Below are 14647 nucleotides of genomic sequence, written 5' to 3' on the forward strand. Positions count from 1 at the left end.
ATCGGAATATATAAATGCAACAACACAGATGAAATCAGCAAAAAAGAATAAAAAAGGCAATTACAAAACCTTCCTTAAATGGTTTTGGGGTTCTGTTGTCTTGGTGTTCACACTTTTTGTTTTATTAATAATCGGCATTATCGCGGGTGTATTCAAAAAGTTGCCCGATGCTCGTCAATTGGAAAACCCAGAAACAACATTGGCTACAGAGATCTACTCTTCTGATGGGGTATTGCTCGGTAAGTTTTTCAATGAAAACAGGTCGAAAGTAGCCTATGATGAAATTAGCCCTAATGTTTATAATGCCTTAATTGCAACTGAAGATGTTCGCTTTGAAGATCATTCAGGTATCGATCCTCGGGGAACATTGGCTATACCCTATTACATTATACGTGGCAAAAAGAAAGGTGCCAGCACAATTTCGCAACAATTGGCTAAAAACCTGTTTGGTCGAAATCAATTTAATACTCTACCGAAAAAAATCATTCAAAAACTCAAGGAATGGATTATCGCCATTCGACTGGAACGCTATTATACTAAGCAGGAAATAATAAATATGTACCTCAACAAGGTTGATTTTGGTAGTAATTCCTGGGGTATTAAGGCTGCATCAAAAACATATTTTAATAAATTACCAGATGCGCTTAACGTACAAGAATCTGCAACAATAATTGGAGTCTTGAAAGCTGTTACTGCCTATAATCCTTATCTGAATCCCGAACGCTCATTAAATAGGAGAAATGTGGTTTTGGGCCAAATGTATAAATACGGCTATATCAAAACACAAGAGGAGTTCGACTCGTTAGTTGCTCTTCCCATTAAACTTGATTATAAAGTAGAAAGTCATAATCAGGGGATGGCGCGATACTTCAGGGAGTTTTTGCGAATGGAGCTTAATGAATGGAGTAAAAGTGAAAATATCGATTTATATGCCAGTGGATTGAAAATTCACACCACTATTGATAGCCGAATGCAAACATATGCTGAAGCAGCCACTCGGGAACATCTGACCGAACTTCAGGAGCTCTTTTTCAAGCATTGGGACGGACGAAAGAATGCACCATTCAGCAAAATAAGCGAAAAGCAAATTGAGTCAATCATGACGCGTGCAGTTAAAAACAGCGATCGCTACAGAGCCTTGAAAAGGGGTGGCAAAAGCTGGGAAGAAATACAGGAAGATTTCCAAATTAAAAGGAAAATGAAATTGTTTTCCTATAAAGGCGACATTGAAAAAGAAATGTCACCTTACGATTCTGTCTATTATTACAAATACTTCTTGCATCCTGGTTTTATGGCCATGGATACCAAAAGCGGCCAAATTAAGGCTTGGGTTGGGGGGATTGATTACAAATACTTTAAATATGATCATGTAAACAAAAGAGCGAAAAGGCAGGTAGGGTCAACCTTCAAACCTTTTGTTTATACTGTTGGAATAATGGAGGGTTATTCTCCATGTTTGAAAGTGCCCAATGTACCTGTAATTTTTCCTGACTTCAATAATTGGAGGCCCCGAAACTCGGACGGAGAATATGGCGAAATTATGACCCTAAATGAAGGCATGTCAAAATCTGTAAACTGCATGACTGCATGGGTGATGAAGCAAGTTGGCCCAGAAGCCGTTTTGGATTTGGTTGCAAAAATGGGAATCGACACCAGCGATATGGACCCTTATCCATCAATTTGCCTGGGAACTCCGGATGTATCCGTTTTTGAAATGGTGGGAGCTTTTAATACCTATGGTAACAATGGTGTATGGGTAGAGCCTACTTTTATTAGCCGAATTGAAGACAAAAATGGCAATACAATCAAAGAGTATGTTGCCCGCGAAGTTCCTGTTTTAAAAAACACCCACAACTTTGTGATGCTAGACATGCTTCAATCTGTAACCCGAGGCTGGGGAACTGCCACTCGACTGCGATATCGCTACAATTTTACCAATCAAATAGGAGGAAAAACAGGTACAACTCAAAACAACTCGGATGGATGGTTTATTGGAACAACTCCTGAAATAACAGCTGGCTGCTGGGTTGGAGCTGAAGACCGATCCGTTCATTTCAGAAGAACTGACTATGGACAAGGTGCTAGTATGGCCTTGCCAATATGGGCCTATTTTATGAAAAAAGTGTATGCCGATTCCACGCTTGGATATAAGCAAAGCGATTTTGAAATACCTGAAGAAAAGCTTCCAGTTGAGCTCGATTGTTCGAATTATGAAGCTGATGTTGAACCAAACGCATTGCAGGAATAAATGCTTGATTTTACGCAACAGCTAAGTTTATTGCCCAATAAGCCCGGTATTTACAAGTTTTCAAACAAGCAAAACGACATCATTTACATTGGTAAGGCAAAAAACCTAAAAAAAAGGGTGTCGTCTTATTTTTCTAAAAAGGAAGGGGTTGGTGCTCGTACCAAAATCATGGTTTCCCATGTTGTCCAGATTAACTATACTGTTGTTGAAAGCGAGCAAGAAGCCCTTTTGCTTGAAAATTCATTAATAAAAAAATACCAACCCAAATACAATGTACTGCTCAAAGATGGAAAAACATTTCCATTTATTGCTATAAAAAAAGAAGCATTTCCACGGGTATTTTCCACTCGAAGCATGATAAAGGATGGGAGTGAGTATTATGGCCCTTTTGTTTCAGGTTTAAACAAAAACATGCTACTAGATTTATTGCAAAAACATTTCTTCCTGCGAACATGCAAGTTCAACCTATCAGAAGAACCAATTAAGGCCAAGAAGTATAAAGTTTGCCTAAGCTATCATATTAATTTGTGTAAAGGCCCTTGTGAATCCTTGCAAACAGAGCAAGATTATATGACCAATATTGATCATGTTCGCAAAATACTAAAGGGAAAAACAGCCAGCGTAATCAACTATGTTAAAGCTCAAATGGCAACGGCTGCAACAAATCTTGAATTTGAAAAAGCAAACGAATTAAAGCAAACACTCGATGCACTTCAAACATATGAAGCCAAGTCAACTGTTGTGAATCCCAAATTATCTGATATCGATGTTTTTTCAATTTATTCAACTGATAAAATTGCTATAGTTAATTATCTTAGAATTACCAATGGTGCTATTATTCAGACCGATACGGTTGAGATTAAAAAATCTCTTGATGAAAGCGATTCTGACATTTTGATGTTGGCCATAACCGAGTTTCGCGAACGATTTGGTAGTGGTACGAAACAAATTGTTGTGCCAATAAAGCTTGATTTTACCGATAGCACTGTAAAATATACCATCCCAAAAACAGGAGATAAGAAAAAATTGCTCGAACTATCCTATAAAAATGCATGGTTTTATTTCAAAGATCTGCAAGAAAGAAAAAATCTTCAACAAGATAAGGGTCAGCGCTCATTAAGTTTATTAAAACAGGTTCAAAAAGATCTTGTATTAAAAAAACTACCCATGGTAATTGAGTGTTTCGACAACTCAAACATGCAAGGTTCTTATCCTGTTGCAGCACTTGTTGTTTTTAAAAATGCTAAACCATTTAAACGCGAATACAGGCATTACAATATAAAAAATGTCGAAGGGCCCGATGATTTTGCATCAATGGAGGAGGTTATCTATCGAAGATACAGACGATTGCTGGAAGAAGGGGAAAAGCTTCCTGACTTAATTGTGGTAGACGGTGGCAAGGGTCAGGTAAGTTCGGCTTATAAGAGTTTGTGTTCATTAGGAATTGAAGGACAAGTTGAAATGGTTGGTATTGCCAAGCGCTTTGAAGAGATATATAAGGTTGGCGATACACTTCCTTTGGGTATTGACAAAAAATCTCCGACCAACCGACTTATACAACAATTGAGAAATGAGGCACATCGCTTTGGTATCACCCATCACCGGTCTCGCAGAATACGAGGAAGCCTGGTGACAGAACTGAACGACATTAAGGGAGTTGGAAAGCTTACGGCTGAAAAACTTCTCAGGCATTTCAAATCAATCCAAGGAGTTAAAAATTCCAATTTTGAAGAATTAGTTTCATTGGTGGGAAAACAAAAAACAGAGGTTATACAAGAATATTTCAAGAAAAACCCATAGAAAGCTATTTATTTTAGTTTATTGACGAATTTAGATATATAGAATTTTTGGCATTTTAATTGACTAAAACCAATAAAAAATTTATAATGAAAAGAGTTTTAAGAATTAGTCCCATACTGTTTGCTGCTATATTATTTTTTGCAAGTTGTAAGGACGAACCCATTAATATTTTTACCGTTGAAGACGATAAAGAATTGGGTCTTCAGGTGAAAGATGAAATTGAAAATGATCCGGCAACATATCCCTTGCTTGACGAGGCTCAATATCCCGAAGCATACCAGCATCTTAGAAGAATACGCGATACCATTCTGGCATCCGGACAAGTAGGATATGCCGATGATTTTAGCTGGGAATGCAAACTGGTTGACGAGGATGTGTTAAATGCATTTTGCGCACCCGGTGGTTATATTTATGTTTATACAGGCTTAATTAAATACCTCGACAACGAAGCACAGTTTGCCGGAGTTCTTGGACACGAAATGGCACACGCTGCTCGTAGGCACTCAACGAGTCAGCTTACAAAGGCTTATGGAATTTCGGTGCTACTTTCAGTTATCGTTGGAAATGACCCCGGTGTTTTAGCTCAAATAACCTCCTCATTATTGGTTTTGGCCTTTAGCAGAAGTCATGAAAATGATGCAGATGCTTATTCCGTTGTTTATCTTAACCCTTCTCATTATGATGCTCGTGGAGTTGGAGGATTTTTTGAAAAATTACATGAAGGCGATAGCAGTGGCTTGAGTATTCCTTTTTTAAGCACTCATCCATCAGATGCATCACGCATCGAAAACATTAACAATAAGTGGATGGAACTTGGATCTGTTGCAGGTGACTGGGACTCTTTAAGTTATGACGCCTTTAAACTAAGTTTGCCCTAAAGGTTTTTACAATTATTTGGCCTGCTGTCGTGAAGCAAACCTCGTAGCATATAATGCTTTGCAAGTCACGTCTTGTGGTTAAAAAAATATAATTCATGATCCAATTTGTATTTGATGAGAAAGCGGAAGTAATTCGTATAACCTATACGGGCGAAATTAATATTGAGGATTATTCTCATTTGTTTAAGACTCTTGTCGAGGTTAACTCCACGAAACCATTTCCAAAGAACCTATTAGTATTGTCAGATTATCGTAAAGCGCATGCATCATTTGTACCTAAAGATATGGGTGAGTTATGGAGCCTGATGGAACAACACTTTGTGTTGATTGAATCAATAAAAGAGGCCATGCTTCACAGCTCACCTTATGAAACAGCTCTATCCGAAATTGCAGCCAAGAATATTCCAGACAATAGATATGAGATGAAGATATTCTCTTATGAAACAAATGCCATTAAATGGTTAATATCCTAGACTAAATCGGTTAATTTAGAACCCAAAACAGACCTCGTCATCATAATTACAACTTTTATCTGATCCCATTTTAAAGATGCTGGTTTTCACAAAGCTGATTTTGTATCTTTGCAAAAATTATTATTTTGAGTGAAATTACTTTTACCCCAATCAACGAATTAGGGGAATTTGGCCTGATTGATAGGCTTACAGAACAAATTCAAATCCAGAATGCCTCCAGTATTAAAGCTGGTGGAGACGATTGTGCAGTTATCGATTACAAGAATAAGCAAACGCTTGTTTCAACAGATATGCTGGTAAGCAATGTGCATTTCGACTTACTTTACACTCCTTTGCAACATCTTGGATACAAATCCATCATAGCAGGTATTTCAGATATTTATGCTATGAACGGAATGGCCGAACAAGTTGTTGTATCAATTGCTATTAGCAATCAGTTTTCTATTGAAATGTTGGATTTGCTATTTAGTGGTATGCTAACAGCTTGTGAGCAATATAAGGTCGATTTTGTGGGTGGAGACACTACAACAATTGATACTGGCTTGGTCATAAACGTAACAGCCATGGGGCATGCTGCGAAAAAAGAAATCGTGTATAGAGATGGGGCTAAGAAAAACGACATCCTATGTGTTTCAGGAGATTTAGGAGCATCTTATGTCGGCTTGTTAATTCTTGAAAGAGAGAAACAGGTTTTTTTAGCCGATAAGCAAATGCAACCTAAGTTGGAAGGCTACGACTATGTGTTAAAACGACAATTAAGGCCAGAGGCCAGAATAGACGTGGTAAAGGAATTAAAAGCCTTGGGAGTTGTTCCTACATCCATGATAGATATTTCAGATGGATTGAGTTCTGAAATTCTCCATATTTCAAAACAATCAAAATTGGGATGCAAGCTTTTTGAAGAAAAGATCCCTATAGACCCCACTACTTACAATACAGCTCGTGAGCTAAATCTGGACCCCACTACTTGTGCATTAAGTGGAGGCGAAGATTACGAATTGCTTTTTACCGTTTCTGCAGAAGAGTTTGAAAAATTAAAAGACCATCCTGATTTTACACCTATTGGTCATATGACTGACTTGGATTTTGGCTGTAAAATGATTTCCAAATCTGGCTATGAGCACGAACTGAAAGCACAAGGCTGGAAGGTATTTGGGGCAAAAGAAGGTGAGGAATCTGCTTCGTGATTAATTCAATTCAAAAACAAATGCGGAGGCTGACATTTTTTTTCATTCTTCTTTTTCCATTTTATTCTTTTTCTCAAAATCTTAACCACATCGAATCTCGTGGAGATTATTTTCATGTTTACACCCTTTCTGTTGACAAAGGAAGGCTTTCAACAATAAATCTGCCCGTATCCGCTACAGGAGTGTCATTTCAAATTGATCTACACGAGACTTTTGTCGGGAGCTACATAATTTGCGCTGAAGAAAAAATCGATATTATTGCCAACACCCACGATAAAGAAACCGCCTATGAAGGACGTTTTAAGGTGTCTGAACTAATACTCATTGAGCCGAATTGCAAATCCATTCAATTATATTCCAGTCTTCTTTCAGGAAAAATAGTTTTTCATTTATATCATGCTGGAGTCATTGATATATCAAAGTCTCCTACGAGAGGCGATGCTGATTCATTGGCTTGTTCAAAACCAAAAACAATTGATCAGTCAGTTTGGAGAGATGGTTTGCCTGCTCCTACTGAAAATCCTGCTTTTACCCAAACAGACCATGTTGTTGTTCATCATTCAGCTGGTTCAAACCTAAACACAGATCATTTGTCAGCAATCCGAACAATTTATATATACCATACGCAAACCAATGGATGGGATGATATTGGATACAATTATGTTATTGCTCGTGATGGTACAATTTACGATGCAAGGGAAGGGCATAATCTGGTTGAAGAAGACTTTGTGAAAGGAGCCCATTTCTGTGGTAAAAATTCTAACACCATGGGCGTATCAATTCTGGGAACCTATACCAACGAATTACCCCCTGACACAGCAGTCAGCGCGCTTGTTTGGCTTTTATCATGGAAGTTGCACAAGGATCAATTAAATCCATTAGACAGCAGCATTCATCCACGAGGAGGCAACGATTATCTTCCCGTTATTTGTGGCCATCAAGACGGTTGTGCAACCATCTGCCCAGGCGATATCTTTTACAGCCAGTTTAATCAAATACGAAATGAGGTCTGGGAAAAAATAAAGAATTGCCCATCAAATACAGTTCTTGAAAACAAGACTAATATGGAGGCAGTTGTTTACCCACAGCCAGCAAGCTCAAAAATATTTATTCGGATTGCATCGGATTTTCAAAACACAAACACGCTGCTTCAGCTTTTCAGAGCTGATGGTCAAATTATATATCAGGAAATCCAACAGAACACTTCTTTTTCAGTTGATGTTTCCCAATTCGGAAAGGGTGTTTATTTCCTCAAGATACAAAGCGATAAGCATTATTATCAACAGTTGGTTCTGCTAAACTAAGATCATTTTGGGGGAACAATCATCTTAAGAAGCTCGTCCTCAAGCTGTATAACCCTTTGGGTTTCTGAAATAATATTGTCACAGGTGTTTTTTGCCGCACCAAACTGCATGAGTAAGTCTGCAATCGTAGCTGTTAGCAATGCATTATTCAAATACGTGAAAAGGGTATTGGAGTATGTTTGAATTAGCAGACATTTATCTTCCACCTTACCGGACTTGAGTTTAATATCAACACCTCCATTATCGTCATCTATTTTGCTTATTTCTAATAATTCATCCTGCACATAAGTTGTTGATGCTTGCAGGTTTTCTAGCTCATAAACACTTTGCTCGACATAAAACCGTGCCTCTTCGTAATTAACAGCATCTAGGGCATCTTCAATATTTTCGTAGAGATTTTCAGCATAGGTTAGCACATCCTTTGAGTATTTTCCGGCATCTTTAACATGCTTTACCAATACTTTGTTTTGGGCATTTGAGGTGAATACAAATAATGCAATAAAAGCTACTAATAAATATTTCATTTTCCTTTTTTGATAAGTTCATAACCCGACTCTTTTCCTTTTTTTAAAGCAGGAATACCATCTGTCATCCAAACAGGGGCAGGCTTGTCTAGTAAATAATGATCAAAAAACTGACTCATGCGAATACTTAAGTCCATTCTATTGGGCCATTGTTTCAAATTATGTGCCTCTCCATTATAGGTTAGCATCCACACAGGCTTTTCAAGCCTTCGTAATGCCATAAAAAACTCGATTCCCTGATACCAGGGGACAGCTCCATCTTTATCATTGTGCATTAATAAAAGTGGTGTTTTTACCTGATCTGCAAAAAACAAGGGCGAGTTTTCAATGTATAGATCCAGATTTTCCCATAAGGTAGCACCAATTCGACTTTGCCCTGCTTCGTATTGAAACATTCGGCTCATACCAGATTCCCAACGAATGCCTCCAAAAGCACTGGTCATATTGCTAACAACAGCACCCCCCATGGCACATTTAAACATATCGGTTTGTGTAATAATATAAGCGGTTTGGTATCCTCCCCAACTTTGTCCTTGTAAGCCCATTCTCTCCTGATCGACAAATCCTTGTTCAATCAAATAATTAGTACCGCTCACCACCGTGTTTAAAGCCGACTTTCCCGGATGCCCTTTGTCATAATAGATGTCTGGAATAAAAATTAAATAGCCATTGCTCGTAAACAGTGGAAACGAAATAACAGAATGACTTGGTTTGGGCACATAATACTGATGAAGGCCATCAGTATAGCGTTCATAGTAATAAACAATCATTGGATACTTTTTGCTGGGATCGAAATTCTCAGGTTTATACAGCAGTCCTTTGTTTTCTTTTCCATTCTCCATTGTCCAGCTTATTTCTTCCACACTTCCCCATAAATACTCTTTTTGCTGGGGATTAGCATCGCTCAACTTGTTTGATGTTTTAAAATCATCATAGCTTACATAAAGATCAGGGCAATCGGTGAATGAGCTTTTATAATAGCTGTATACTTCTCCATCTTTCGATTTCTTCAAATATTTGATGCTGTAATCATCAAACAAAAGCGCTGTAGGATCCGATTTTTCAACTCCCCTTAAGCGGAAATAGCCCGATTTTTTATTTTCTTCCCCAAAAGCTGACAAAACCAAGTCTTGATTTGGTGAAAGAAATTCTTCTTCAGGATTGAGCCTTACATATTTTAACCGTATTTCATTTTTCCGCCCATATGAGTTAGTCAGGTTTACTGTATTTTGAGGATTAGCAGGATCGATTTTCCACAAATCATAACGATCATAAATTAAAACAAATTCGTCATCGGCTGTCCAGGCAGCAACCCCATATGGACGTGGGTTTGAAGGAACATCGTGCTCTTCCTGATACAAAGGAAAGGGGATAGCTCCAGATATCTTGCGCACCTCTTTTCCTTTGGTGGTTTTAATATACCATGAACTATCCTTTGCTGCGTACCAATAAACATATTTTCCGGCAGGAGAAACAGAAACACTTGATTCTTCTTTTTCCAGAATCATCGACTTTTCACCTGTTTTAAGGTCAATTAAAAAAGCATCAAAAAACCTACTTCCGCTCCAGGAATATGCTTTTTGATATTTTTCCTGTGCAAAACCAAGTGCATAGCGACCATTTCCCCGATTGTAAAAACGAACCCTCGGCATTTCTTCTGTGGCTAACTGTCGCATTTTCTTTTCATCAATCAAATAAACAGCCTTATAATTCTTCTTCAAATCTGCACTCAGGCTTTTGTTTTGTTGAGTTTGCAATCTTGTATCTTGCCAATTCCAAATATCTAGTTTGTATTTCTCTTCATCTAATAAGGTATCTTCTGGTTCTGGCTCTAGAATAGGGGCGTTTCCAAAGAAAATACGGTTTCCGGCCTTTGAAAAACTTATGCTACTATACTCGCTAACACTCCAGCCTTCAAGCATATTCTCACTTGTATTATCAATTATTAATTTGGGTTTCTTTTTTTTCCAAACCAAACCATAGTATAAATCATATAATTTGTGCTTCCCCGTATCTTCAGAAACAACAAAGGCTATCTGTGTTCCAACCTCATCAATTCCAAAATTTTTCATCTCTCCTGTTGTCCGGAAAAGCTCCTTTCTTTCAAGCGTAAGTGGGTTAAACACCCAAATAGATGTTGAATCCAGAGAGTCCTTAATGACTGATTTTATTACAAATAATTCTCCGTTTTTTGATATAGAATATTCAGACACATTTTCAAAAACAACTTCTTCGCCTGAAATAGGATTTAGAATGTGAAGGTGGGTATTTAGCTGTTTTTTAAGTTTCTTGTTTACTTTCTTTAGCGAGTCCTTTTCTTCTTTGCTTACAAGGCTATCTGCCTTTATAGATTTTACTTCTTCAGGAATTTGTTTTTCTAGTAAATATGCAATTCTTGAGGGGCCTTCTTCAGCTATTTTGAATGATTTAACATCGGCAATTTTAATTAAGCTATCTTTTCCAAACAGAAAAATACCTAATGAATCCTTTGGCAACTTTTCCTTTTTCACTTTATCAAATTTCATTTGCCGTAAAGTATCCGTTTGGGGTTTGATGCTGAAGGCAAAAAAATCATTTGCATAGGCAAATTTAGCCGCCTTTCCTCTGGGAAAAACAAGTGTTCTGTCTGTTGAAATGTGATATAAAAACAAGTTTCCATCACCTTTTTGAGGATTCACCTCCCAGGAGACGAAGACTCCGTTATTTGAGATAGTACTCTTGGTAACATTTTCCCAGCTTTTATATACGCTGTGATCAAGTGGTTTTTTGCTTACATTTTGTGCTGATATTGAGTTCGTAATCAATATCAGAAATATAACAGGAAGGAATCTCTTCATGAACAAAGACTTTATTATTTAAAACGAAAATAAGCGTTTTTTAGGAAACCTTTTGTCCGCTTATTTTTTTAGGTATTTTCAGAAAAAACACAAAAGGTATTCCCCCCAATGCTAAATAAGCAGTAAATCGATAGGTGTTTTCAAGGCCAATACTATCTGCTAATAAACCAACAAAAAAGGCTGCTGATGCTGCAATTCCAAAAGAAATGGCCATAAAAATGCTATTCAGGAATGCTGGCCGTTTGCCGGGAATATCTTGCACCATAGCCAATAACACAGGTGTTGTTGCAAAATGAAAGAAGCCAATTAATGTCAATAAGGCAAACATAATTAGCTTGTGTTCAAACCATATAAATAGCCACATCAGCACCGGGCTGATTAGAGCAATGATTAACAAGGTTGTTTTTCTTCCAATTTTATCAGAAAATGTGCCTGAAAAATAAGTTCCAAAAACACTTCCTGCCTGCAATATCATCAGAGCTGCACCGCTTAACCATAAACTACCTCCCTTTACCGTAATAAAGGTTGGTAAAAAGAGCGTAAGTGCCGTTTTCATTGCACCCCGACAGGTCATATAACCTGCTAGCATGATAAAGAATGGAACCAAAGGTCGAAGTGTTTTAAATACACCCGTTTGTTTTTCACGTCCAATGTCCTGAGAGATTTTTATTTTTCCAAGTCTGAAATACAAAAATATTGACGATAGAATTCCAAAAGGTAATAGCCTGTAAGTTCCTTCCAAACCCCATAATGAAACCGCTCCAACAATTACCATTGGGCCTAATGTTCTTGCAAGCTCTCCTCCGATCATATAATAGCTCATGCCTTTTCCTACCCGATCTCCAGAAACTTTTTTCATCATCACAGGGGTAGGAATATGGTAGAATGTTGAGCTCAAACCAGCTGTTAAAATCAAAACAACTAATAAGTTATAAGATGGGGCTAAGCCAATAAGACTCATAGCGCTGGCTGTGATTGCCGGTGTTACAATCACGATATACCTCATTTTAATTTTATCTGCAAAAGACCCAATTATTGGGTTTAATAAGGCGGGAATTGATTGCAACGAGCCCAACAATCCAACCTTTGCATAGCTAAGGTCAAATTTTGTAATAAGCAATGGTACAATGGGCGCTAAAAACGAGTTGAAAATATCATGAAGCAAATGGCTAAAGGCAACCAAAATCACATTAGCTGTCTGGAATTTTGAACTTGCATTTCCTGATTCCTTATTATTTTGAGGGCTACTATTCACTTATGGTTCCCTTAAGGTACTCGTGTAAATTGAAATTCATTATACCCACCATTTCCGGTATAGTACGGCTTCCCAGAAAAAATTCATCCCTTTTTACATAAAACGGAAATGGCCGTTTTAGCTGAACGAATTGATTGTCTAAAATAAGTAAAGACTCAATACCAGTGGAAGTTTTTCCAACATCATCGGCTTGAAGGGAGGCAATTTCTGCGAGATAAATATTCTTGCTCTCGCAACTTATTGATGAGTCGACTTGAAAACTTTCGTTGAGGAAAATATTTTCAAGTAAACCAGCCCGAACCTTTTCAGAATCGTAGCTATAAAAGAAGTATACAGGCGAAAATGTATAGTATTTTTTGAACGAAGCCATTATTTCTCTGTTCTCTTCGTCTCGTTTATATTCCATGCTTTCAGCCTCGCTATGTCTACCGTCCTTTTTCAGACTTTGAATTATTTGCTGATAGGTTTTTAGCCTAACCAATAATGCTCCTTCATGCAGTTCTACAATTTGTTTGTCAGCCAATTGCTCCTCTTTATTGACCCTTTTCTCGAATGGATTTTGACGTATAGGAATACTGAGCAAAAACTGCAAATTGGAAAAACTCACATCATTTAATGGATAATAATAGCGAAAACCAAGAGAAATATCATTTTGAACATCAACATGCAAACCGGCAAAAACCTCAAACTCTTTTTTGAATTTTTCTACTGGAAGAATGTAAGAGTTGTTGGGGTTTGAGCCTTCTTGAAAAAGAGCTTCTAAAATGAATTCTGCCTGAACACCAAGTTCAAGCCTCACGGGATCAATTAATCGATATCCCAGATCAATTTCTGTGTCCAAATATTTGTATTTATACTTGACATATGGGCTGCTTACTTTTGAGTTCCGCATGGAGAAATTAAACCCTAAACGTGTATCAAAGCGGGGTGCCAAATCCTTTTTAGCATAGAGGCCAATTAATGGCATGCTTCCATATTCCATGTTAAAAGAATCGGTTTTAAATTTTGAATAATTCAAACCAATATTCACACCCGGATCAACATGTTTCCATATTCCTGTTTTTGTTTCCTGGGCACTCGAAACAGTGTAAACGAATACAAAAACAAATAACCATTTACCTTTTATCACTTTCATCATTCGCCTATTATTTTAACCAAAACCCGTTTTCTTCTTTTGCCATCAAATTCACCGTAAAATATTTGCTCCCATGGGCCAAAATCTAGCTTACCATTGGTTATGGCCACAACAACTTCGCGACCCATTATTGTCCTTTTCAGATGTGCATCTGCATTGTCCTCATACGTATTGTGTTTGTACTGAGAATAGGGCATTTCAGGTGCAAGTTTTTCGAGCCAAACCTCAAAATCCTGATGCAAGCCTCCTTCGTCATCATTAATAAAAACACTGGCTGTAATATGCATGGCATTAATTAATATCAAGCCTTCTTGTACACCACTTTCATCTATGCACTGCTGTGCATAATGGGTAATGTTTATTAGCTCTCTTCTTGCTTTAATATCGAACCAGAGTTCTTTTCTAAAAGATTTCATTTGATCTGTTTTGTCATGCAAAAATACATAAGTCTGCGCGAGTTAGGCTTAAAGATGCTTAATTTGGACATTTGGCTTAGGGATTTTGTTTACATTTAAGTAGTTTTGATGTGAGAACTAAAAACAGACACATGAAAAAATCTTTATTATTTCTTTCGCTGCTTGTCTTTTCTTCAATCTTCTTAATTAATTGCACCAAAACAATCACGAATCCCACTGGTGACTGGGATATAACTGCAGTTGTAAACTCTGGTGGTCAATTTGACGTAACTGCTACGGCAAACATTAATGTTGAGGGAACAACATTTACGGCCACTATAACCACTATCGATATTGGTGGTGCTGCTGAAGTGCATGTAATAAACCTGACAGGAGATGTTGATGGAGACAAGCTAATTGTTGATGCGTTTGTGTTTCCAGTGGTCGTTGGTGGCAATACCAATACGGTAACACTTTCTGTGACGCTAACCATCACAGACGATGCATTAACGGGTACTGGTACTTATTCTGAAATAATTCCGGGAGTTGCAGATCCTGTTGATGGAACGGTTACCATAACAGGAACAAAAAAATAAGGATTACAATAAGTA

General features: G+C 37.6%; 12 protein-coding genes. 7 read left to right on the forward strand and 5 right to left on the reverse strand.

The annotated features are described in order from the left end of the window. The first annotated feature begins 28 nt into the window (after window positions 1–28). The 6 genes from HOG71_15555 (at window position 29) to HOG71_15580 (ending at window position 7890) form a co-directional block, all read left to right on the forward strand. Window positions 29–2248, forward strand: coding sequence for a penicillin-binding protein (locus HOG71_15555; GenBank protein ID MBT5992263.1), 2220 nt, complete (start codon window positions 29–31; stop codon window positions 2246–2248). Further along, window positions 2249–4048 carry an excinuclease ABC subunit C gene (locus tag HOG71_15560; GenBank protein MBT5992264.1) on the forward strand — a complete coding sequence of 600 codons (1800 nt, stop codon included), beginning with the start codon at window positions 2249–2251 and terminating at the stop codon, window positions 4046–4048. 86 nt (window positions 4049–4134) lie between these two features. Continuing rightward, window positions 4135–4926, forward strand: a complete 792-nt coding sequence (locus tag HOG71_15565) for a M48 family metalloprotease (protein MBT5992265.1) — start codon at window positions 4135–4137, stop codon at window positions 4924–4926. Window positions 4927–5021: 95 nt separating this feature from the next. Next, entirely contained in the window at window positions 5022–5399 is a 378-nt protein-coding gene (locus tag HOG71_15570; protein ID MBT5992266.1) for a hypothetical protein, read from the forward strand. Window positions 5400–5521: 122 nt separating this feature from the next. Continuing rightward, window positions 5522–6586 carry a thiamine-phosphate kinase gene (gene thiL, locus HOG71_15575; protein MBT5992267.1) on the forward strand — a complete coding sequence of 355 codons (1065 nt, stop codon included), beginning with the start codon at window positions 5522–5524 and terminating at the stop codon, window positions 6584–6586. A gap of 20 nt (window positions 6587–6606) precedes the next feature. Beyond that, on the forward strand, window positions 6607–7890 hold the full coding sequence (locus HOG71_15580) for a T9SS type A sorting domain-containing protein (GenBank protein MBT5992268.1): 1284 nt from the start codon (window positions 6607–6609) through the stop codon (window positions 7888–7890). A gap of 2 nt (window positions 7891–7892) precedes the next feature. Here HOG71_15580 and HOG71_15585 read toward each other — a convergent pair whose 3' ends face one another. The 5 genes from HOG71_15585 to HOG71_15605 are packed head-to-tail and all read right to left on the reverse strand — an operon-like array spanning window position 7893 to window position 14057. Further along, a complete protein-coding gene (locus tag HOG71_15585; protein MBT5992269.1) occupies window positions 7893–8414 on the reverse strand; it encodes a hypothetical protein in 522 nt (173 codons plus the stop codon). Next, a complete protein-coding gene (locus tag HOG71_15590; protein MBT5992270.1) occupies window positions 8411–11251 on the reverse strand; it encodes a S9 family peptidase in 2841 nt (946 codons plus the stop codon). The genes HOG71_15585 and HOG71_15590 overlap by 4 nt, the downstream gene beginning before the upstream one ends. Window positions 11252–11291: 40 nt before the next feature. Next, the gene (locus HOG71_15595) at window positions 11292–12506 is read right to left on the reverse strand and encodes an MFS transporter (protein MBT5992271.1); all 1215 of its coding nucleotides are present in this window, start codon (window positions 12504–12506) and stop codon (window positions 11292–11294) included. Beyond that, a complete protein-coding gene (locus HOG71_15600; GenBank protein ID MBT5992272.1) occupies window positions 12499–13641 on the reverse strand; it encodes an outer membrane beta-barrel protein in 1143 nt (380 codons plus the stop codon). Before HOG71_15600 ends, HOG71_15595 begins: the two co-directional genes overlap by 8 nt. After that, window positions 13641–14057, reverse strand: a complete 417-nt coding sequence (locus HOG71_15605; protein MBT5992273.1) for a YjbQ family protein — start codon at window positions 14055–14057, stop codon at window positions 13641–13643. Before HOG71_15605 ends, HOG71_15600 begins: the two co-directional genes overlap by 1 nt. 131 nt (window positions 14058–14188) lie before the next feature. Between HOG71_15605 and HOG71_15610 the strand changes: the two genes are divergently transcribed. Next, window positions 14189–14632, forward strand: a complete 444-nt coding sequence (locus HOG71_15610) for a hypothetical protein (protein MBT5992274.1) — start codon at window positions 14189–14191, stop codon at window positions 14630–14632. Window positions 14633–14647 lie beyond the last annotated feature (15 nt).

This window comes from Bacteroidota bacterium (assembly GCA_018698135.1).
GTDB lineage: Bacteria > Bacteroidota > Bacteroidia > CAILMK01 > JAAYUY01 > JABINZ01.

Excerpts from the sequence above, each read along its gene's own strand:
- HOG71_15585 (MBT5992269.1), bottom strand. The coding sequence starts at position 8,414 with ATGAAATATTTATTAGTAGCTTTTATTGCATTATTTGTATTCACCTCA.
- HOG71_15600 (MBT5992272.1), bottom strand. The coding sequence starts at position 13,641 with ATGAAAGTGATAAAAGGTAAATGGTTATTTGTTTTTGTATTCGTTTAC.
- HOG71_15560 (MBT5992264.1), top strand. The coding sequence starts at position 2,249 with ATGCTTGATTTTACGCAACAGCTAAGTTTATTGCCCAATAAGCCCGGT.
- HOG71_15570 (MBT5992266.1), top strand. The coding sequence starts at position 5,022 with ATGATCCAATTTGTATTTGATGAGAAAGCGGAAGTAATTCGTATAACC.
- HOG71_15605 (MBT5992273.1), bottom strand. The coding sequence starts at position 14,057 with ATGAAATCTTTTAGAAAAGAACTCTGGTTCGATATTAAAGCAAGAAGA.
- HOG71_15590 (MBT5992270.1), bottom strand. The coding sequence starts at position 11,251 with ATGAAGAGATTCCTTCCTGTTATATTTCTGATATTGATTACGAACTCA.
- HOG71_15565 (MBT5992265.1), top strand. The coding sequence starts at position 4,135 with ATGAAAAGAGTTTTAAGAATTAGTCCCATACTGTTTGCTGCTATATTA.
- HOG71_15610 (MBT5992274.1), top strand. The coding sequence starts at position 14,189 with ATGAAAAAATCTTTATTATTTCTTTCGCTGCTTGTCTTTTCTTCAATC.
- HOG71_15555 (MBT5992263.1), top strand. The coding sequence starts at position 29 with ATGAAATCAGCAAAAAAGAATAAAAAAGGCAATTACAAAACCTTCCTT.
- HOG71_15580 (MBT5992268.1), top strand. The coding sequence starts at position 6,607 with ATGCGGAGGCTGACATTTTTTTTCATTCTTCTTTTTCCATTTTATTCT.